The organism is Pseudomonas sp. Irchel s3a18 (assembly GCF_900187535.1).
GTDB lineage: Bacteria > Pseudomonadota > Gammaproteobacteria > Pseudomonadales > Pseudomonadaceae > Aquipseudomonas.
The window spans coordinates 22,961-41,647 of sequence record NZ_FYDV01000022.1; the positions used below are offsets into that span (position 1 = coordinate 22,961).

Below are 18,687 nucleotides of genomic sequence, written 5' to 3' on the forward strand. Positions count from 1 at the left end.
GCCACAGTGACAGTGTCAGACCTCGACCGGCACCGTCAGCACCGGGTTACCCAGGGCGTGCGACTTCGAATCGAAAAACCGCAGCTCAACCCCCGTCCCCTCAAACACCTTTGCGTAATGCCGTTTCTGGCTCTGGATAAACGCTGCGCTGCGTGGATAGATCGAGATCGCCACGGTGTTCGGTTTGGCTTGGCGCAGGGCGTGAATGAGGTGCTCGTCCTGCTTGCCGAGGCTGTGACCGAAGATGCACAACCCATCGTGTTGATGCAGCAACTGGTCGTAGCAGAACGACAGGTAATCCGAACTGCGGATGGTCTTGAGCTTGTCTTCGCTGCTGCCTTCGCTGACGAACAGCGGCACATCATCCAGGGTCTTGATCGTGTTATTGATCGCAAAGCTGCCCAGCAGCGTCCCTTCGGTGGAGGTCAGTTTGCGCGCGGTGCCGTCCTGGTTGCGCACCAGGTGCAGGCCGCCGTGCAGGTACAACAGGCGGGTCTTGTCGGTGGTGCTGGCGCTCAGGTCGAAGCTCGGCCCAGTGCCATGAAACAGGTCGCTGATGCCATCGGGCTGGTGCTGGATCGCCCAGTAATTGAGCAGGTCATAGTTGGTGGTGAACACCGTCGGGTAGCAGCTCAACTCCTGACTGATCATCGCCAGGCTTGAGGCCTGCACCAGGCGCCAGGGAATATGCACCGCATGCACGGTGTTGATCAGCGCTTCCTTGATCGCGTAGTAACGATTGCGCGGTGCCGCGGAGCTGACGGCCAGGGCCTTGTTGACCCGGCTGGTGGTTTTCAGTGCGCCCAGCACTTGCTCGAAACTGCGCGTCTGCATCGCCTCGAACACACTCAGCTCGGACGGGCTCAACGGCTTTTCCTCCACCGTGCGCGCGTTTTCGAACAGCGAGTCGTAACCGAAGTCATCCCACACCGCGCGACTGGCACCGTTGCCCACCAACAGGGCACTGAACGGGGTGGTTGCACGCAACGCCTTCCAGTCTTCTAGGTGGGCATCAACATCCTGGAACTCGGTCATCGCGTCGGTCTTCTCAAGCGGGTGGGGGCAGGGCGCAGACTTTATCACGACCGGGTGTTGAGCCAGATCAAGATGCGCGGTGAGCGATGGGTCGATCCTTGGGGTATCTGCCGAATCAGGAGTGACGGTTCGGTCTATCGAGGAGGAATCGCCGTGACCAGCACATTTTTCATTCCCGCCGTGAACATCATGGGCACCGGTTGCCTCGACGAAGCCATGATTGCCATCGGCAACTACGGGTTTCGCAAGGCCCTGATCGTGACCGACACAGGCCTGGCCGAAGCGGGCGTGGCCAGCCTGATCGCCGAAAAGCTGGCGATGCAGGACATTGATTCCGTGGTGTTCGACGGCGCCAAGCCCAACCCGAGCATCGCCAATGTGGAGAGCGGCCTGGAACTGCTGCAGCGCAGCGAATGCGATTTCGTGGTGTCCCTGGGCGGCGGCTCGCCCCACGACTGCGCCAAGGGCATCGCCCTGTGCGCCACCAATGGCGGCAAGATCGCCGACTACGAAGGTGTCGACCGGTCCGCCAAGCCACAGCTGCCGTTGATTGCCATTAACACCACCGCCGGCACCGCCAGTGAAATGACCCGCTTCTGCATCATCACCGACGAATCACGCCATGTGAAAATGGCCATCGTCGACCGCAATGTCACGCCACTGTTGTCGGTCAACGACCCTGCCCTGATGGCCGCCATGCCCAAGGGCCTGACCGCCGCCACCGGCATGGACGCCTTGACCCACGCCATCGAAGCCTATGTCTCCACCGCCGCCAATCCGATCACCGATGCCTGCGCGCTGAAAGCCATCGAGCTGATCAGTCGCAATTTACGCCTGGCGGTGCGCGACGGCAGCGACATGATCGCCCGGGAGAACATGGCTTACGCGCAGTTCCTCGCGGGCATGGCGTTCAACAACGCGTCCCTGGGGTTTGTCCATGCAATGGCCCACCAGTTGGGCGGCCTTTACGACTTGCCCCATGGCGTGTGCAACGCGGTGCTGTTGCCTCACGTGCAAAGCTTCAACGCCGCGATCTGTGCTGAACGCCTGGCGGTGGTGGCCCATGCGCTGGGTGTCGAGACCCGTGGTCTCAACCCGCAGGAGGGTGCTGAGGCGGCTATCGCAGCGATCCGTGAATTGTCCCGGGACGTGGAGATTCCAGCCGGCTTGCGCGACCTTGGGGCCAAGCTGCAAGACGTCCCGCTCCTCGCGGCCAACGCGCTGAAAGATGCTTGTGGCCTGACCAATCCACGGGCGGCGGATCAGCGGCAGATCGAAGAGATTTTCCGCAACGCGTTCTGACGGTTCAGCCCATGGCTGTCACCGCCAGGGCCACGCTCATCAGCGCCAGTGGCCAGGCTGGCGCCCGTAGCGGTTTACGCCGGGACCGTGGAGCAGGGGGCTGAATCACGGGTCCGGCAGCAGGGCTCTGGCGGGGCTGGTGCTGAATTGAATCAACACCACCCCGGCAATCAGCATGGCCGCGCCGAGCAGCTTCGGCAGGGTCAGATGCCGCTCCACCAGCCCGAATAACCCGAAGTGATCCAGCACCAGCGACGCCACCACCTGCCCGCTCAGCGCCAGGGCAATGAACCCGGATGCCCCCAGTTTGGGAAGCAGCATCAAGGCCAGGGCAATGAAGCACACACCGAAGGCACCGCCGGCCCACATCCCCAGGGGCGCCTTGCTGATGAACCCCAGGGACGGTAGCGGCAAACGCAGGGCGATGATCACCGGCAACAACACCGCCATACTCACCAGCAACGATGCAAGGGTCGCCCACAAGGGATGGCCGAGGCCGCGACTGAGGTTGGCGTTGATCGCGCTTTGAAAGGGCACCACGGCGCCGGCGATCACCGCCAGTAGCAACAGTCCGGCCCAATGCAAGGTACTCATGAGGTTTCTCCAACAGGTTTTGCTGGACTCTAAGGTATTCGTCGCGCAGATTTAAATTCCAAATAGCTATCCAGAACATGCATCGGATGAATGATCTGCGCCGTATCGATTTGAACCTGCTGGTGATCCTCGACGCTTTGCTCAGCGAGCAGCACGTGACGCGCGCGGCCGAGCGCCTTCATCTCAGCCAGCCGGCGGTCAGCCACGCGCTGGCGCGGCTGCGTGACATGCTGGGTGATCCCTTGCTGGTGCGTGCCGGTGCCGGGTTGGTCGCCACTCCGCGTGCGCTGGAACTGGCAGCGCCACTGCGCGAAGCGCTGTCGCAGGTCCAGGCGTTGCTGGCACCCAACGCCTTTGACCCCGCGTCAGCCAAACGCAGGTTCCGCCTGGCGATGTCCGACTACGGCGCGGCCCTTGTCCTGCCGGGGCTGATCCGTACCTTGCGCCGTGAGGCGCCGGGCATCGACCTGCAAATCAGCCACGCCAGTCGCGAAGGCATGCTGGAAGGTGTGCTCAACGGCGATATCGACCTGGCCGCCGGGGTGTTTCCCGAACTGCCCAACGAGCTGCGCTCCACGACGCTGTTCGAGGAGCGGTTTGCCTGCCTGGTGGATCGCGACAGCTTGCCGGCCAGCGGCATGCTCGACCTGCCGACCTATGTCGCCCGGCCCCATGTCCTGCTGGAAATGCGTGGCAGCGGCACCCCGGAAATCGAGCGCGCGCTGACCACCCTTGGCGAGCGCCGTCACGTCACCGTCAGCCTGCCGCACTGGAGTGTGGCCCCGCAATTGATTCGCGCAACCGACCTGATCCTCACCGTCGCCGCCCGTGGCCTGCAGGGTATCGATCAGTCGCAATTGGTGATCCTGCCGCCCCCGTTTCACATCCCCCCATTCACCTTCGTGCTCGCCTGGCATGGCCACCGGGGAGGTGACCCTGCGTTGAACTGGTTGAATCGACAGGTCGGGCAGGCGATAGTGCATGGCTGACTGTTTGATCAAGACGTACACAAGGAACACGGAATGACCTTGAAATACCGCTGGCTGGGCTGCGTGGCCATGAGTGGCGCGCTGAGTGCAACTCAGGCCTATGCCGAATGTGAAAAACCGCTGTTGCCCGAGGGCGTGCCGGGCTACTCGGTGTGCAAGGACTGGCCGGCCTACGATGGCCAGACCATCACCGCGTTGTCGCAGATCGAGCCGGACCCCACCCTCAGCGATGCGCCGGATGGCATGGGCATGTACGACCTGAAACTGGCCGTGGTGTCCAACGTCGACGGCAAGCCGCTGGCCCGCTATGCCCAGGCGTCGGTGTACAGCTCCGATGCCGTGCGCTTCGATGGGCTGAGCATCGACACCGCGCGCTATAAACTCACCTCCGATCTGCGAGCATTCGGCGTGCGTGCCGGCTTCACCGGTTCATCGCGTGCCAACCCGTTCGAGCAAGCCGTCCTGTCGCTGTACGTGCGCGAAGGCAACGTGTTGCGTCCGGTCCTTGAACAGTTGGTGATCGAATCCGGCAACGGCGAGTGGGATACCAACTGCGCCGGCGAATTCAGTCACACCAAACGCACCCTGGACATGGCCAAAACCAGTAGCCATGGCTTTGCCGACCTGATCGTCAGGTCGGTGACCACCGACACGCAGAACCTGGTGGGGCGCGATGACTGTGAATACAAGGAAACGGTGGGCAAGACGGTGCTGACGACGCTGCGCTATGACGGTCGGCAGTATGTGGTTCCCAAGGAGATGCAGGGTCTATGACACGGACCGTGACCTACCATGCTCCGGGCGGTAAGCGACGGGTGTGGAACACGCGCAGTATTTGAAGCCTGCCTTGGCGAACACGATAAGGGATAAGGTAGGGGGGGGCGGGTAGCACCCACTCTCGAGTGCCGGGCAGGCGGCCCTCACGGCCCATGGCCGGAAATCGGGAGAGCTGCTCGACACTGGCGAAGATGGCTTTGACGAAGTCGGTTGCTGTCTTCGGATTTTCCAAGGCAAGGTAAGTGGCTTCGTCATCAATATTTTTGAGTGCGGTTCTCAGCCACTCAACGCGCATTACCGGTCCACTTGCCGGTGAGGGCACTGACTTCTTCATCACTGGCAAAGTCTCCGGCATCAGCTTCTTTCAACGCGTGCTGGATTTCTTCGATTTGCCAGGTTTCTCGAGCCAGGTACTCACGTAGCGCATCGACGGCCAGGAAAGATTTACTCCGACCTGTCGCTTTGGCCAGGCTGGCGAGGGTGTCGGCAATTTCGTCTGGCAGGCGCAAAGACATGACGGACATGGCTGTCTCGATGTAGTGGTTTGTAATACAACATACTACATTGCAGTCAGGGGGGCGGAGCTAGTCCCGCTCGTCTGTTGCCCCCAGTGCTTTGATTCAGAATATCACTCGCGAGGTACCCGGCATGCTCCACGGCCTCAACCACCTGACCCTGGCGGTCACTGACCTGGAACGCAGTCTGGCGTTCTATCATGGCCTGCTGCAGCTGCGCCTCGATGCCACCTGGGACAACGGTGCCTATCTGTCGTTGCCAGGGTTGTGGTTGTGCCTGTCGCTCGACCCCAGGCGTGAGCCAGGCGCCGTTGTCGATTACACCCATTACGCCTTCAGCCTGGGTGCCGACGATTTCCCGGTGTTCGTCGCGCGCTTGCGAACAGCCGCTGTGCCAGAGTGGCGAGGCAACCGCAGTGAAGGCGCGTCGTTCTATTTCCTGGACCCCGACGGGCATCAGCTCGAAGCCCACGTCGGTGATCTGGCATCACGGCTTGAGGCCTGTCGCCAGCGGCCCTATGCCGGGATGAAATTCTTCACGCCGTAGCACCCGGCATCGGCCCGCTGGGTGAGGTATGACTTCAAGTCATGATCTTCTGAGTTTTTATGGTTACAGGCACCGCCTGGGCTTGTGTTAAAAAGCGCACTCCAGCACGCCGTTCAGGCCTGGATGGCCTTACAGGGAGTGTTAACCGATGACGTCTTCATTGTTGTTCGCCGTACTCGCCTCGGGTTTTATCTACGGCATCACGCCGGGGCCGGGTGTGCTCGCGGTTTTCGGGATTGGCGCTGCCCGAGGCCGGCGCGCGGGCGCGGGGTTTCTCTGTGGTCACTTGTTGGGCGATGTGGTCTGGTGCAGCACGGCGTTGATCGCCATTGTCGGTGCGCGGGAAATTGGCAGCAGCGCGTTTGACGTGCTCGGAGTGCTCAGCGGCCTGTACCTGTTCTGGCTGGGCGTGCGGGCGATCCGCAGCCGCCCCGGCAGCGGCGACACGGAGCAAGGACCGGCGCGCCAGCCGTTCTGGCATGGGATCATGTTCGGCCTGACCAATCCCAAGGCATACCCGGTGGCCGTGGCGACTTTTACCGCATTGCTGTCCAGCCGCGCCGAGTTGCTGCACTGGTCGATGCTGCCGTGGCTGATCGCGCTGAGTTTCCTTGGCGGTATCGCGGCATACGCTATTCTGATCGGGGTCGTGGGCGCTCGTCGGGTGCGCTCGCTGTATCAGCGTCATGAGCTGGCAATCACCCGGATTTGCGGGGTAATGTTCATCGGTTTCGCCATCAACGCCCTGCTGCATGCGGTGCCGGGCCTGCTGGCAAACAAGACTTGAGGCTGCACGCAAGGCTGCGTCAGTTGTAACAAGGCACCCGCGCTCAGGGATTGCCAGGTCCATGGACTGATACTCATAGCTGCATTTTTGGACAGTATCCATCCAACATGACCACCAGAAACTCCGCACCGCTGGCCAGTTACATCGATCTGCTGCTCGACGTCGTATGTGCCGTCGACAGCCAGGGACGCTTTGTCTTTGTCAGTGCTTCCTGCGAGCAAGTGTTCGGTTACACCCAGGACGAGCTGATCGGCCAACAGATGATCGAGATGGTGCACCCGGCCGACCGTCAGCGGACCCTGGACGCTGCCCGGGAAATCATGCGTGGCCAACCGAACCCCAGCTTCGAAAACCGCTACCTGCGCAAGGACGGTCAGGTGGTCCATATCATGTGGTCGGCGCGCTGGTCCGAAGTCGATCAATTGCGCATCGCCGTGGCCCGCGACATCACCGAGCGCAAACTGGCCGAGTCCCGGCAGGCAGCCTTGTATGCGATCTCCGAAGCGGCCCACGCCGCCGAGGATCTGCTGGCGCTGTTCAAGCGAATTCACCAGCTGATCGGTGAGTGGTTGCCGGCGCTGAACTTCTCGGTGGCGCTCTATGACGAGCACTGCGAACAACTGAACTTTCCCTACCATGTCGACCATCACGAGTGTGATCCCGAGTTCAGTGTGACCGGGAGGCTGTGCGCCGAGGTGATCCACTCCGGGCAACCGGTGCTGGTGACACCCGAGCAGCCATTTGCAGTGTCCGGTTGTTCCGGCGTCGTCAGTGATCAGGACTCTCCGTGCTGGCTGGGTGTGCCCCTGAACTCGCAGAAAGGCACCATTGGTGCCTTGATCGTCAAAAGCATGCCGGGTGACGTGCACTACACCGAGCGCGACAAGGAACTGCTGCAGTACGTCTGCGCCCAAGTCGCGGCGGCCATTGAGCGCAAGCAGTTGCACAGCCGTCTGCAATACATGGCCCAGCACGACCACCTGACCCGTTTGCCCAACCGCGAGTTGCTGCGAGAGCGCCTGGCCTCGGCCTTGGGCAAAGCCAAGCGGGACCTGGGACGCATGGCGCTGCTGTACGTCGACCTGGATGATTTCAAGCAGGTCAACGACACCTACGGCCACGGCGTTGGCGACATGTTGCTGCAAGCGGTGGCCAATCGGCTGCAAGGCTGTGTACGAGAGTCTGACACCGTGGCGCGCATTGGCGGCGATGAATTCGTCGTGTTGCTCGACAGTGTCCAGGCCGCTGAAGATGCCGCGCGAGTGGCGATCAAGATCCGTCAAGTGCTTGCTCAACCCATGCGCCTGGACAGCCATAGCCTGAACATCCTGCCGAGCATTGGCGTGGCGCTGTACCCCGAGCACGGCACCGAAGAGAAGCAACTGTTCAAGCATGCCGATGAAGCCATGTACGCCGCCAAACGCTTGAGTGAGCGTCTGGATCGCGCCTGATCGGGTTCAGGGAGCCGTTCGTCGCTGTCAGTGCCGATTGGCTAAACCTTTGCCTTGTTTTGCCTTCTGAAGACAAGTGGGGACACCCACTGCACTCATCTGTCTGTTCAAGGAGGGCGTGACCATGATCTCGGTGGCCAGCCGACTATCGATCATCTGTCTTGCCGTGCTACTGGGGCTTGGTGCCCGCAGCGCATTGGCCGAATCACCGGTCGATTTCATCAACGAGGCCTCGGCCCAGGGCATGGCGGATATTGAAGTCAGCCGTATGGCGCACCAGAAAACCGAGTCCAAGGCGATCAAGGATTACACCATTGTGGTGATCAACGACCGCACCACGGCCAACCAGCACCTGGCGAAAATCGCCAGGAAACTCGACCTGCCAGTGGCGCCACGAGAAGAAGTCATGAGCAAGGCCAAAACCCTGATACCGCACATCCAGGAAGGCGAGTCGTTCGATTCGGCCTACACCGCCAGCCAGGTGAAAACCACCGAGCACACCATCGAACACCTGCAGCAAGAAGCGAGCACCACCGACGTGCCGGAGATCAAGGCCTTCGTCGAAGAAACCTTGCCCAGGCTTGAGCATCATCTGCAAATGGCCAGGGCCTTGCGGGCGAGTCGTTAATCTGCTTGAGCGATGATTCAAGTCCTGCTGGTGTCTGTAGCTATAGGTAATCCTCATCGGTGATCTCATGCCTATGGCCAGGGCGTCTCTCACTTCGAATTTGTAGCAATTCTCTGCATCTGACCTCGACCTTTGTTCGGTTTCTTTCTTTGTGCCGGTTTGAGACTAGTATCAATGGCGATCACTTTGCCAGCATGTACAAACATGGATCTGAAACAGGTAAGAGGCCGCTCATGGAATTTATTGAAAAGCTTTCAAGTCTAGCCGCAAAAGTTCGCCTGCAAGGCGTATCCATTCAGACGGAGGAAGCCACCAAAAACGCCTTCGTCATGCCCTTCATCAGCACCGTCCTTGGTTATGACGTGTTTGATCCGTCCGAGGTGATCCCTGAGTTTATTTGCGATGTAGGAACGAAGAAGGGAGAAAAAATCGATTACGCGATCATGAAAGATGGAGATGTTCAGATCCTGATCGAGTGCAAAAAAATTGGTGAGCCTTTGCACATAAATCATGCATCGCAGCTGTTTCGTTATTTCCACGTCACCAGTGCCCGCATCTCGATCCTCACAAATGGTCAGGTCTACAAGTTTTTCACCGACCTGGATGCTCCCAACAAAATGGACGAAAAACCTTTTCTTGAGCTCGATCTGCTCGACATTGACGAGTATTCGGTACCAGAGCTGACGAAACTGACCAAGTCAGCATTCGATGTCGACTCGATCATCAATGCTGCGGGGGAGTTGAAATACGTCAGCCAGATTAAAAAGGTTATCGCCGCGCAGGTCAGCAAGCCTGATGACGATTTCGTCAAAGTCTTCGCATCCCGAGTGTACGACGGCGTGATCACACAAAAAGTCCGAGAGCAGTTTCAAGAGCTGACTCGAAAAGCTGTTGTGCAATTTCTCAATGAACAGATCAATGATCGCCTTAAGTCGGCGATGAGTGGCGCTATCCAACCCAGTCTGTCTTCGTTGTCGTCGACAGGTTCAAGCGCCGTTGAGCTGGAGGGGCGTGACGAGTCGGATGACAAAGTACTGACGACTCTGGAAGAACTGGAGGGGTATCACATCGTCCGTGCGGTGGTGAGGTCTGTCGTCGATGCCAAACGCATTGTGCAGCGTGATACACAGAGTTATTTCGGCATCCTGCTAGACGACAATAATCGTAAACCGATCTGCCGACTGCACTTCAATCGCTCACAGAAGTACATCGGTATCTTTGACGAAGAAAAAAATGAAACCCGTCACCCGATCAATTCGATCGATGATATTTACGAGTACTCGGATCGCTTGAAAAAGACAGTTGGGTATTACGATTAATCACGGGGCCGAAACTGGTAAATCCGACGTTTACTGAATGGGGGGGGCGGCCATCAGGCAGCTATTGACCGTAAAAAGGTGCTCACACCAAGCAGGAAAGCAGGGGAGGATGTGGACATAGACGTGCCGGTGAAAGTGTGGCCCTTGGGTTAGTATCAGTTGGTCAAGACGATCTCCAGTCGGACGGCATTATTGTGGCGAGGGAGCTTGCTCCCGCTCGAGTGCGCAGCGCTCGTAACGATGGGGCCGCTACGCAGACCAGCGCGAGCAAGCTCGCTCGCCACAGCGCAGCGTTCGACTTACCCAAACAAAATGTTCAATGCGTGCTCGTCGGTTGCATGGCGCAGATGTTTCAACCGGTTACTGCAGCTTGACGAAGTTGCGGGGCCGTCGCTTACTGACGTCCCGCGAGCGAAAGGCTGAACCTGGCACGTCGCTCCCGTCCTGATCGATTACAGGAGTATGCGATGAGTTGGTCCGCCAAACAGTACGTGGCTTTCGAGGATGAGCGCACGCGCCCGGCGCGTGATCTGCTGGCTGCGATCCCCAACCTGGATGCGCGTTCGGTGATCGACATCGGTTGCGGCCCCGGTAACTCCACCGAGTTGCTGGTACAGCGTTTTGCCGATGCCTCGGTCCGTGGTATCGACAGTTCTGCCGACATGATCGAGTCCGCCCGCAAGCGCTTGCCGAGTGTGCGCTTCGACACCACGAATATCGCGACCTGGAACGAGCCTGGCCCATTTGATGTGATCTTCGCCAACGCGGTGCTCCAGTGGTTGCCTGACCACGCCACGTTGCTGCCATCGCTGGTGGCCAAGCTCGCGCCCGGTGGCAGCTTGGCGATCCAGATGCCTGACAACCTCGAGCAACCCGCACACCGTATGATGCGCGAAGTCGCCGCCAACGGCCCATGGGCCGACAAGCTGGTTGATATCGCCGGACAGCGCACGACCCTGGACGATGCCACGACCTACTACCAGATGCTGTGTTCCTGCAGCTCGCGGGTCGATGTGTGGCGCACCACCTACCATCACCCGCTGGCGGGTGGTCCGGCGGCGGTGGTCGAGTGGTTCAAGGGCAGTGGCCTGCGACCGTTCCTGGAGCCACTGAACGAGGTGGAAAAAGCCCAGTACCTGGCGCAGTACCTGGAGGCAATCGAGCCCTTCTTTCCAGTACTGGCCGATGGCTCGGTGCTGTTGCCATTCCCGCGTGTCTTCATCGTCGCGACCCGCTAAGGGCGATCAGCCCTCTTGCAACACCTTCAACGCCGCCGAGGCCAGAAAGCCGGAGCGGCTTTTTTCTTCCGGGTGATGCAGCACGTATTCGTCGATACGGGTCAGCAGATAACCGGGCAGGGTGATGTTGAGTTTCTGCGCCTTGCCCAGGTACTTGGTGACATCAATGTCCACCAGCGCCCAAGTGACACCAGCGTATTGTGGATTGGCCGCGTGCACGGTGACTTTGTTGGCTGGCGGAATCGCCGAGCCGTCTTCGGCCAGAATCTCGAAGTGACCTTCGATGGCCTCCCGTGCCATGGCGATGGCATCGTCCAGGTCATCACCGGCCGAGAAGCACCCCGGAATATCCGGCACTTCAACGCCCCAGGCGTGTGCGTCATCGCCCATTGAAATTGCAATCGGGTAAAGCATGTTCGTTGTCCTCTGGTTGCTGTGCGCCGATTCAGTACAGCAAGGCCTGTTGCAGGATGCTCACGGCCGTCTTGGTCAATAAGTCCTTTTTCGGATGCGGAACAGTCCCCCGTCCAGGCTTGGTTGGATGCTTGAAGTGGTGGTGACTGCCCCTGATCCGTACCAGGTACCAGCCGTCTGCGACGATTTGGGCGATCAAGTATCGGCTATTCACATCACGTCCCTGTGCTGTGTAGGTGGTTACTATACCTACTGATATTTTGTTATCAACACTATAACCACCAGGCTTGGCGGTCCAAGTGATGAATGGTAGGGATCAGTGTAGGAATCGCAGCGAGGCATAGCGGTCGGGGAAGGGGACGCAAGTATTGCCGGATGGTTCGATTCGCTCGGAAGGACTGATGAAATGAGAAATCGCAGGTATAAAAAACCGGTCACTGAGAGGCTGTGTAAAAACATTTCAGAGTAGGTTTGACTGTCAGGATCGGGACGGGGCCCGCGTTTTTACATAGCCTGGACGCAAAGAGTCATTGGCTGGCTCTTTTTAAAACGTGAGTTTTCAGCACCGCATTTCCCTATAGAGAGAAACCGATGTCGAGAATCGCGTAGTCGTTACTCAAGCAACTGATCAATCAACACCGCGTTGGTGTAGATCAAGCTGCCATCGCTCGCACGGTGCCCGACCAGATGAAACTGACCGCGTTCGTCGTGTAAATAGACGCGCATTTGACAGTCGGACAAGGGGCCGTATCCCTCGGGCATGATCAACTCCATCGTGTCCATATCGACATCGACCATGGCTTCAGGCTCTTGGCTCTTCTGCAGGCGCTCTTCGGCCTCCTCCAGACGCAGATGGAGAGGTCCATCGACGTAGAAATGGACTTCCCCCATCGGGGTGGACTTTTGGGCTCCGCTGGTTTTGCACCAGCCTTCGATCGTCAGCGCACTCATGACGAAACCTCCCATGTGGATTGCTGGACTCTGTAGCTATCGTCCCTGCTCAATGCCATCACTTATGTTTGATGACCGCACAAGGGCAGGGTTCGACTTTTCGGGCCGCTTCTGGCCGGTCCCTGCCGTCCGTCATCAGAGATTCAGTATAGCGGGTAGCCGGGCCTTGCTTGCCAACCTCACGGTACAACCCGATGGCTCTATACTCCTTACTGACTTTGCCGCCCGGATGGGTGGTCTTTGTCTGCCCTGCTTGGACGTCAGTGGCGATGCTTTTGCATAACCAATGAACAACAGGAATAGGATGAAGAGGAAATGGCAATAGCAATTATCTTGATACTAATCGTTATTGCATCAGTGCTATTCCACATACTAGCGCCTTGGCAGGCGACACCGGCAGCTTCCAACTGGGGGTCAATAGACACCACCCTTTTCATCACCCTGATCATTAGCGGAATATTTTTCATTGCCATCACGGTATTCATGGCGGTCGCCGTGATGCGTTATCGTCACAAGGAGGGTGCCAGGGCGCACTACCAGCCAGAAAGTAAAAAACTGGAGTTATGGTTGATTATCGTTACCTCGGTAGGTATTGCCGCGATGTTGGCGCCAGGTCTGGTTGTTTACAACGATTTCATCCGGGTGCCGAAAAATGCTTATGAACTTGAAGTGGTCGCCCAGCAGTGGCAGTGGGCCTTTCGTTTTCCCGGCCAGGACGGGAAGCTGGGCAGATCGGATATCAAGTTTGTTGATTCGGCCAACCCCCTCGGCCTTGATCCCAAGGATCCTGTTGGGCAGGACGATGTCCTTATACGAAACAATGAAGTTCACCTTCCACTCGATCAACCGGTGAAAGTCTTACTGCGCTCTAAAGATGTGCTGCACAATTTCTATGTGCCGCAAATTCGCAGCAAGATGGATATGGTGCCTGGGATGGTGTCGCACTTTTGGTTTACGCCGACTAAAACCGGGAAATATGAAGTCCTTTGCGCTGAATACTGTGGCGTCGGTCATTACAACATGCGTGGCCATATGATTGTGGAAGAACGGGACGCCTTCGCTCAATGGCTGAACAGCCAACCGACGTTTGCCCAGACATTAACGACAGCTGCCAAGCCCAGTCGGGACAGCGTGCTGGAAAAAGGCCGCCAGTTGGTCGAAACATACGGCTGCGGTGCCTGCCACAGCCAGGATGGCAGCGCCAGTCTCGGCCCGGGATGGAAGGGGCTGTATGGCCGCACGGAACAGCTTGCCGATGGCACCAATGTGCTGGTCGATGAGGCCTACCTGAAAGAGTCGATCCTCGATCCGAAGGCCCGACTGGTACAAGGCTACCCGCCGATCATGGTGGCCTATACTCTCAATGACGATGAACTGGGTGCTCTCGTCGCCTTGATCAAATCACTGGGTGCTGCGCGGCAAGACGATGAGCTTTCTACTGGTGAAGCGTCGGGCCCAGGTGAAGACTTGGCGGTGCAGGGACAGCGGCTGGCCGAGTCGCTTGGCTGCGTGGTCTGCCACAGTGTCGATGGCAGTAAGGGCGTCGGTCCCAGCTGGCAGGGCCTGTATGGCAAGGCAGTAACCCTTGCCGACGGCACGACGATAAAGGCCGATGAGAGCTACATAAAGGATTCGGTTCTTAATCCCGGCGCCAAAATCGTCAAGGGCTATGCAGCCGTCATGCCGGCCTTTGCTCCGAGTGATAAGGAGTTGAACGCACTGATCGCTTTTATCAAATCCAAAGCGAATACCGACGCTGATGCGAGCAAGGCGGAGCCAGGCAAGGAGCCGTAAAGGAGCCAGAAATACACCGAAACTTCGGCAGGAGGATGACGTGATGGCCTATACGGATCAAGCCGAAACAGCAGGACTGCACGAACCTAAAAGTTTCCTGACCAAATATATCTGGAGTCAGGACCACAAGATCATAGCCATTCAATATTCCTTGACGGCTCTGTTCGTGGGTCTTATCGCCGTGGTGTTGTCCGGCTTGATGCGCATGCAGATAGGCTTCCCCGGTAGTTTGGCGTTCATGGACGCCAGTGCTTACTATCAGGCGATGACCATGCACGGCATGATCATGGTCATTTATTTGCTGACGGCCTTGTTTCTGGGTGGCTTCGGCAACTATCTGATCCCACTGATGGTGGGCGCCCGCGACATGGTCTTCCCCTATGTCAACATGCTGAGTTACTGGTTCTATCTAGTAGCGGTACTGGTGTTGCTCGCCAGTTTTTTTGTCCCTGGCGGCCCCACCGGTTCGGGCTGGACGCTCTATCCGCCACAGTCCATTACTCAGGGGACACCAGGGGTCGAGTGGGGCATCGTGCTGATGCTCGTCTCACTGGCGATTTTTATTGTCGCCGCCACCATGGGCGGGTTGAACTACGTCACCACGGTGTTGCAGGCGCGCACGCACGGCATGACATTGTTTCGCATGCCGCTTTCCGTATGGGGCATCTTCATGGCCTCGATTATGGCCTTGCTGGCTTTCCCGGCGTTGTTTGTCAGTGCGGTCATGATGCTGTTTGACAAGCTGTTGGGCACCAGCTTCTTCATGCCGGCGATCATCTCGTTGGGGCAGCAGCTCGATCACCAGGGTGGCAGCCCGATATTATTCCAGCACCTGTTCTGGTTCTTCGGCCACCCGGAAGTCTACATCGTTGCTCTTCCCGCATTTGGTCTGGTCTCCGACTTGATCAGCACGCATGCGCGTAAAAATATCTTCGGCTACCGAATGATGGTGTGGGCCATTATTGCGATTGGCGTACTCAGTTTTGTGGTCTGGGCACACCATATGTATGTCAGCGGAATGAACCCCTACTTTGGCTTTTTCTTCGCCATCACCACCTTGATCATCGCGGTACCAACTGCGCTGAAAGTCTACAACTGGGTGCTGACCCTGTGGCGGGGCGATATCCATCTGACCGTGCCGATGCTGTTTGCCCTGGCCTTTATCGTCACCTTCCTGGTCGGCGGTCTGACCGGGTTGTTTCTCGGCAATGTGATCGTGGATATTCCGCTCTCGGACACCTATTTCGTCGTCGCCCATTTTCATATGGTCATGGGTGTCGCACCGGTACTGGTGGTGTTCGGCGGCATCTATCATTGGTTCCCGAAAGTCACCGGGCGCATGTTGAACGACACCCTGGGCAAGCTGCATTTCTGGATTACCTTTCTGGGCACCTACGCCATCTTCTTCCCCATGCACTACCTGGGTTTCCAGGGCATGCCACGCCGCTACTACGCCTATGAAAACTACGCGTTCATCCCGCAGTCGGCGCAAGATTTGAATGCCTTCATTACGGTGGTCGCATTGACCGTCGGCATTTCCCAATTGCTGTTCGTGTTCAACCTGGCCTGGAGTGTATTTAAAGGCAAGCCCGCAGGCAGTAATCCCTGGGGCGCGGCCAGTCTGGAATGGCAAACGCCGGACACCCCGCCGATACACGGTAACTGGGGCGCGAAGCTGCCGGTCGTGCATCGCTGGGCCTATGACTACAGTGTGCCGGGGATAGAACAGGATTTCGTTCCGCAAACGGTTTCCGCCGAGGAGCTGGAGCATATGCGGCAACTCAGCGCCGGAACCAGGATAGCGGACGTTAAAACATGAACAGACTGCTATTGAGAAGCGCCGACGGCGCAGACCCCGGCGGCAATTGGAATCGCGATCCCGAGGGCATTCAGGCCACCGAGGGTGCCGATAGAACCGCAAGAACAGGCCTGCGCTTGTTTCTGGTGGTGGTGAGCTCGTTATTCTTTCTCTTCCTGATTGCCTTTATCGCCCGCTCACAAATGGCCGACTGGCTACCCCTGACGGAGCCCTTGGCGCCGTTAGCCAATCCATGGCAGCTATGGCTGAATTCGGCTTTTCTGGTGTTCAGTTGCATCGCACTGCAGTGGTCGCGTATAGCCGTCCGAAAGGTGCGACTGGGTGCAACGGTCATTGGCTTTGCATGGGGGGGCGTATTTGCAATTGCCTTTCTGGTGGGGCAACTCTGGGTCTGGCAGCAGTTTGTCGCCTGGGGCTACTTTGTCGCCAGTAATCCGGCCAACAGTTTCTTCTACCTGTTGACCGGCCTGCATGGGCTTCACTTGCTGGGCGGGCTGATAGCCTGGAGCAGAACCGTCGCTAAATTCCTGCATCGCGTGCCGTTGCCGCAACTTCGCGCGAGCATAGAACTCTGTGCCATCTATTGGCATTACTTGTTGGGTCTTTGGTTCGTGCTATTCGCTCTGCTGACCAGCACGCCGCAAACCTATGAAGCCATCGCCAGATTCTGCGGCCTGAGGTGAAAAGCCATGGCATCGCACCCACCCGCCCCAGACGAGTCCAGTTCATCCGATCCACCCAGCGTGCTGCCTGCACCGGGATGGCAGGGCATCGCCAGCGACTGGTCCTCGGATAGGGAGGCTTTCCAGCAGGTGCCTTGGGGCAAGGCGATGATGTGGATATTCCTGCTCAGCGATACTTTTATATTCACCTGTTTTTTGATCGGCTACATGTCGGTACGCATGACCATTACCGTCCCTTGGCCGAACCCCAGTGAAGTGTTCGCATTAACGATCGCCGGTAGAGAAATCCCGCTTATTCTGATCGCCATCATGACCTTTGTGCTGATCAGTAGCAGCGGCACCATGGCCATGGCAGTCAATTTCGCCTATCGCCGTGATCGCGCGAAAACCACTGCCCTGATGCTGGCGACCGCAGCCTTGGGTGCGACCTTCGTCGGCATGCAGGCATTTGAATGGAGCAAGCTCATTTCAGAAGGGGTGCGTCCCTGGGGGAACCCTATGGGGGCGGCGCAATTTGGTGCCAGCTTTTTCATGATTACCGGTTTCCACGGACTGCATGTGTCAATCGGTGTCATCTACCTCAGCATTGTGGCGCTGAAAGTATTGCGGGGAGATTATGAGCGCTCCGGAAACTATCAGATCGTCGAGATAGCTGGGCTTTATTGGCACTTCGTGGATTTGGTGTGGGTGTTTATCTTTGCTTTCTTTTATTTATGGTAGGTCCAAGAGACTGTTCATGGTTCTGAAGAGGAGCACGGATGATGGCGCATGCTCAGGGTCAGCAACATCCAATCAGTTTGTACCTTAAAATCTGGGGGCTGTTATTCGTCCTCAGCACACTGTCGTATCTGGTCGACTATTTTCACTTCCAGGGCTACCTCAGGTGGTCCCTGATTATCACTTTCATGTTGTTGAAGGCAGGTTTGATTGTCTCCATCTTCATGCATATGGCCTGGGAACGGTTGGCCATGGTCTATGCCATATTGGTGCCACCGTTGTGTTTACTGGTGCTCGTCGGGCTGATGGCCTCCGAGGCGGAGTATGTTTTCCTCAGCCGGGTAGTTTTCTTCGGCCAATAAGCACTTCCGGATGGCCTTGAGCCTCCTGGGGCTAACCCGATATCACTCGCTTGAACTGATGCCATTTGTGCTGCCAGGCGACTGTCCAGTGGGGGGCTGCCGTACCCGTGCCGGCGATCTTCAGCGTTGGATGATGTTCGATTACCCGGTCCAATACCGATTCCTGATTCGGCTCGACATCCACGAAGAAGATATATTTGCCCTCATCGACCACCTGTTTAAAATTGCGGAAGTGAGTGTTCGGCACCTGGAACCCAAAAAAACCGCCTTCCCAGATGCAGAAGCCAAAGATAACAAAGGCAAGGAAGATAAAAGGCACCCAGCCTGCGGCGGATTCGGTCCAGCCCATCCAATAGGCGCCACCCAGGACCAGCGCCGCGAGTGGCACACCGATCACCGCACCAATCTCGCCAGAGTGAACAGCATCTTGTTTCATTAACGAGTTAACTTCGTGTAGGTGATGGTGTTCAACATCAGCAACTTCTTCACTGAGCACATGAATTTGTTCGGTATTGATGCCGCCGGCTTCCAATTCGGTTTCAACGGTTTCAAGATCGTCGAGATTGTCACTGATGTAATAGTGTCGATTCATGGCACACCTCCCATCTCGTGTTTGCTGCAGACCTCCTCTGTCCTGCAGTCGTTAACTGAGATTTGCAGTCGGTATCTGTACCCATGGGGAACGTTGCACACTTCATGCAATCCGAGGGAAGTATAGCACTCGCTATCATGCATGGTTGGCAGCGTCAAGAGCCAGAAAAGGCG

22 protein-coding genes are annotated in these 18,687 nt (G+C 57.7%); 14 read left to right on the top strand and 8 right to left on the bottom strand.

Annotated features, from left to right (window positions below; translation table 11 throughout):
- Positions 1–15: 15 nt before the first annotated feature.
- The gene (locus CKW29_RS22695; RefSeq protein ID WP_095149157.1) at positions 16–1,035 is read right to left on the bottom strand and encodes a DUF4917 family protein; all 1,020 of its coding nucleotides are present in this window, start codon (positions 1,033–1,035) and stop codon (positions 16–18) included.
- A gap of 153 nt (positions 1,036–1,188) precedes the next feature.
- Between CKW29_RS22695 and yiaY the strand changes: the two genes are divergently transcribed.
- Positions 1,189–2,337: an L-threonine dehydrogenase gene (gene yiaY, locus CKW29_RS22700; protein ID WP_095149158.1), complete on the top strand. Its 1,149-nt coding sequence runs from the start codon at positions 1,189–1,191 to the stop codon at positions 2,335–2,337.
- A 105-nt stretch (positions 2,338–2,442) separates the two neighbouring features.
- On the opposite strand, the gene CKW29_RS22705 is transcribed toward yiaY, so the two are convergent.
- Positions 2,443–2,931, bottom strand: a complete 489-nt coding sequence (locus CKW29_RS22705) for a DMT family transporter (RefSeq protein WP_095147368.1) — start codon at positions 2,929–2,931, stop codon at positions 2,443–2,445.
- A 77-nt stretch (positions 2,932–3,008) separates the two neighbouring features.
- On the opposite strand from CKW29_RS22705, the gene CKW29_RS22710 reads away from it, so the two are divergent.
- Both CKW29_RS22710 and CKW29_RS22715 read left to right on the top strand, forming a co-directional pair.
- Complete coding sequence (locus tag CKW29_RS22710) at positions 3,009–3,920, top strand: LysR family transcriptional regulator (protein ID WP_095149159.1); 912 nt, start codon at positions 3,009–3,011, stop codon at positions 3,918–3,920.
- Between the two features lie 33 nt (positions 3,921–3,953).
- Positions 3,954–4,694 carry a hypothetical protein gene (locus CKW29_RS22715; RefSeq protein WP_095147366.1) on the top strand — a complete coding sequence of 247 codons (741 nt, stop codon included), beginning with the start codon at positions 3,954–3,956 and terminating at the stop codon, positions 4,692–4,694.
- 13 nt (positions 4,695–4,707) lie between these two features.
- Here the strand turns inward: CKW29_RS22715 and CKW29_RS22720 are convergent, their stop codons facing one another.
- Together CKW29_RS22720 and CKW29_RS22725 are read right to left on the bottom strand one after the other, a co-directional pair.
- Entirely contained in the window at positions 4,708–4,992 is a 285-nt protein-coding gene (locus tag CKW29_RS22720; protein ID WP_095149160.1) for a type II toxin-antitoxin system RelE/ParE family toxin, read from the bottom strand.
- Positions 4,982–5,221 carry a CopG family ribbon-helix-helix protein gene (locus tag CKW29_RS22725; RefSeq protein WP_095147364.1) on the bottom strand — a complete coding sequence of 80 codons (240 nt, stop codon included), beginning with the start codon at positions 5,219–5,221 and terminating at the stop codon, positions 4,982–4,984. Before CKW29_RS22725 ends, CKW29_RS22720 begins: the two co-directional genes overlap by 11 nt.
- Positions 5,222–5,345: 124 nt before the next feature.
- Here CKW29_RS22725 and fos point away from each other — a divergent pair, with 124 nt between their 5' ends.
- From fos to tam, 6 genes are all read left to right on the top strand, one after another.
- Complete coding sequence (gene fos / locus CKW29_RS22730) at positions 5,346–5,759, top strand: fosfomycin resistance glutathione transferase (protein WP_095147363.1); 414 nt, start codon at positions 5,346–5,348, stop codon at positions 5,757–5,759.
- A 148-nt stretch (positions 5,760–5,907) separates the two neighbouring features.
- Entirely contained in the window at positions 5,908–6,546 is a 639-nt protein-coding gene (locus tag CKW29_RS22735) for a LysE family translocator (RefSeq protein ID WP_095147362.1), read from the top strand.
- Positions 6,547–6,653: 107 nt separating this feature from the next.
- Positions 6,654–7,997: a GGDEF domain-containing protein gene (locus CKW29_RS22740; protein ID WP_095147361.1), complete on the top strand. Its 1,344-nt coding sequence runs from the start codon at positions 6,654–6,656 to the stop codon at positions 7,995–7,997.
- 124 nt (positions 7,998–8,121) lie between these two features.
- Positions 8,122–8,625 (top strand): DUF4142 domain-containing protein, encoded by a 504-nt coding sequence (locus CKW29_RS22745; RefSeq protein WP_095147360.1) that lies wholly within the window; start codon positions 8,122–8,124, stop codon positions 8,623–8,625.
- Between the two features lie 233 nt (positions 8,626–8,858).
- Positions 8,859–9,944: a type I restriction endonuclease gene (locus CKW29_RS22750; protein ID WP_095147359.1), complete on the top strand. Its 1,086-nt coding sequence runs from the start codon at positions 8,859–8,861 to the stop codon at positions 9,942–9,944.
- 467 nt (positions 9,945–10,411) lie between these two features.
- Entirely contained in the window at positions 10,412–11,182 is a 771-nt protein-coding gene (tam, locus tag CKW29_RS22755; RefSeq protein ID WP_095147358.1) for a trans-aconitate 2-methyltransferase, read from the top strand.
- A 6-nt stretch (positions 11,183–11,188) separates the two neighbouring features.
- Here tam and CKW29_RS22760 read toward each other — a convergent pair whose 3' ends face one another.
- The 3 genes from CKW29_RS22760 to CKW29_RS22770 all read right to left on the bottom strand — a co-directional run bounded on the left by CKW29_RS22760 (position 11,189) and on the right by CKW29_RS22770 (position 12,547).
- Positions 11,189–11,596: a type II toxin-antitoxin system HicB family antitoxin gene (locus CKW29_RS22760; RefSeq protein WP_095147357.1), complete on the bottom strand. Its 408-nt coding sequence runs from the start codon at positions 11,594–11,596 to the stop codon at positions 11,189–11,191.
- Between the two features lie 31 nt (positions 11,597–11,627).
- Positions 11,628–11,810, bottom strand: a complete 183-nt coding sequence (locus CKW29_RS22765) for a type II toxin-antitoxin system HicA family toxin (RefSeq protein WP_095147356.1) — start codon at positions 11,808–11,810, stop codon at positions 11,628–11,630.
- A 398-nt stretch (positions 11,811–12,208) separates the two neighbouring features.
- Entirely contained in the window at positions 12,209–12,547 is a 339-nt protein-coding gene (locus CKW29_RS22770) for a hypothetical protein (RefSeq protein WP_095147355.1), read from the bottom strand.
- A 315-nt stretch (positions 12,548–12,862) separates the two neighbouring features.
- Here CKW29_RS22770 and CKW29_RS22775 point away from each other — a divergent pair, with 315 nt between their 5' ends.
- The 5 genes from CKW29_RS22775 to CKW29_RS22795 are packed head-to-tail and all read left to right on the top strand — an operon-like array spanning position 12,863 to position 17,922.
- Positions 12,863–14,341, top strand: a complete 1,479-nt coding sequence (locus tag CKW29_RS22775) for a cytochrome c oxidase subunit II (protein ID WP_095147354.1) — start codon at positions 12,863–12,865, stop codon at positions 14,339–14,341.
- 43 nt (positions 14,342–14,384) lie between these two features.
- Positions 14,385–16,160 carry a cytochrome c oxidase subunit I gene (gene ctaD, locus CKW29_RS22780; RefSeq protein ID WP_095147353.1) on the top strand — a complete coding sequence of 592 codons (1,776 nt, stop codon included), beginning with the start codon at positions 14,385–14,387 and terminating at the stop codon, positions 16,158–16,160.
- Positions 16,157–16,843 (top strand): cytochrome c oxidase subunit 3, encoded by a 687-nt coding sequence (locus CKW29_RS22785; protein ID WP_095149161.1) that lies wholly within the window; start codon positions 16,157–16,159, stop codon positions 16,841–16,843. The genes ctaD and CKW29_RS22785 overlap by 4 nt, the downstream gene beginning before the upstream one ends.
- A 6-nt stretch (positions 16,844–16,849) precedes the next feature.
- Positions 16,850–17,563, top strand: coding sequence for a heme-copper oxidase subunit III family protein (locus CKW29_RS22790; RefSeq protein ID WP_095147351.1), 714 nt, complete (start codon positions 16,850–16,852; stop codon positions 17,561–17,563).
- 41 nt (positions 17,564–17,604) lie between these two features.
- Positions 17,605–17,922, top strand: a complete 318-nt coding sequence (locus tag CKW29_RS22795) for a cytochrome C oxidase subunit IV family protein (RefSeq protein ID WP_095147399.1) — start codon at positions 17,605–17,607, stop codon at positions 17,920–17,922.
- Positions 17,923–17,953: 31 nt separating this feature from the next.
- On the opposite strand, the gene CKW29_RS22800 is transcribed toward CKW29_RS22795, so the two are convergent.
- Positions 17,954–18,514, bottom strand: coding sequence for a hypothetical protein (locus CKW29_RS22800; protein WP_095149162.1), 561 nt, complete (start codon positions 18,512–18,514; stop codon positions 17,954–17,956).
- Between the last annotated feature and the right edge of the window lie 173 nt (positions 18,515–18,687).

What these genes read in the sequence shown, in the direction of transcription:
- CKW29_RS22695 (WP_095149157.1), bottom strand. Translation starts at nt 1,035, where the DNA reads ATGACCGAGTTCCAGGATGTTGATGCCCACCTAGAAGACTGGAAGGCG.
- CKW29_RS22705 (WP_095147368.1), bottom strand. Translation starts at nt 2,931, where the DNA reads ATGAGTACCTTGCATTGGGCCGGACTGTTGCTACTGGCGGTGATCGCC.
- CKW29_RS22710 (WP_095149159.1), top strand. Translation starts at nt 3,009, where the DNA reads ATGCATCGGATGAATGATCTGCGCCGTATCGATTTGAACCTGCTGGTG.
- CKW29_RS22715 (WP_095147366.1), top strand. Translation starts at nt 3,954, where the DNA reads ATGACCTTGAAATACCGCTGGCTGGGCTGCGTGGCCATGAGTGGCGCG.
- CKW29_RS22720 (WP_095149160.1), bottom strand. Translation starts at nt 4,992, where the DNA reads ATGCGCGTTGAGTGGCTGAGAACCGCACTCAAAAATATTGATGACGAA.
- CKW29_RS22725 (WP_095147364.1), bottom strand. Translation starts at nt 5,221, where the DNA reads ATGTCCGTCATGTCTTTGCGCCTGCCAGACGAAATTGCCGACACCCTC.
- fos (WP_095147363.1), top strand. Translation starts at nt 5,346, where the DNA reads ATGCTCCACGGCCTCAACCACCTGACCCTGGCGGTCACTGACCTGGAA.
- CKW29_RS22735 (WP_095147362.1), top strand. Translation starts at nt 5,908, where the DNA reads ATGACGTCTTCATTGTTGTTCGCCGTACTCGCCTCGGGTTTTATCTAC.
- CKW29_RS22740 (WP_095147361.1), top strand. Translation starts at nt 6,654, where the DNA reads ATGACCACCAGAAACTCCGCACCGCTGGCCAGTTACATCGATCTGCTG.
- CKW29_RS22745 (WP_095147360.1), top strand. Translation starts at nt 8,122, where the DNA reads ATGATCTCGGTGGCCAGCCGACTATCGATCATCTGTCTTGCCGTGCTA.
- CKW29_RS22750 (WP_095147359.1), top strand. Translation starts at nt 8,859, where the DNA reads ATGGAATTTATTGAAAAGCTTTCAAGTCTAGCCGCAAAAGTTCGCCTG.
- tam (WP_095147358.1), top strand. Translation starts at nt 10,412, where the DNA reads ATGAGTTGGTCCGCCAAACAGTACGTGGCTTTCGAGGATGAGCGCACG.
- CKW29_RS22760 (WP_095147357.1), bottom strand. Translation starts at nt 11,596, where the DNA reads ATGCTTTACCCGATTGCAATTTCAATGGGCGATGACGCACACGCCTGG.
- CKW29_RS22770 (WP_095147355.1), bottom strand. Translation starts at nt 12,547, where the DNA reads ATGAGTGCGCTGACGATCGAAGGCTGGTGCAAAACCAGCGGAGCCCAA.
- CKW29_RS22775 (WP_095147354.1), top strand. Translation starts at nt 12,863, where the DNA reads ATGGCAATAGCAATTATCTTGATACTAATCGTTATTGCATCAGTGCTA.
- ctaD (WP_095147353.1), top strand. Translation starts at nt 14,385, where the DNA reads ATGGCCTATACGGATCAAGCCGAAACAGCAGGACTGCACGAACCTAAA.
- CKW29_RS22785 (WP_095149161.1), top strand. Translation starts at nt 16,157, where the DNA reads ATGAACAGACTGCTATTGAGAAGCGCCGACGGCGCAGACCCCGGCGGC.
- CKW29_RS22790 (WP_095147351.1), top strand. Translation starts at nt 16,850, where the DNA reads ATGGCATCGCACCCACCCGCCCCAGACGAGTCCAGTTCATCCGATCCA.
- CKW29_RS22795 (WP_095147399.1), top strand. Translation starts at nt 17,605, where the DNA reads ATGGCGCATGCTCAGGGTCAGCAACATCCAATCAGTTTGTACCTTAAA.
- CKW29_RS22800 (WP_095149162.1), bottom strand. Translation starts at nt 18,514, where the DNA reads ATGAATCGACACTATTACATCAGTGACAATCTCGACGATCTTGAAACC.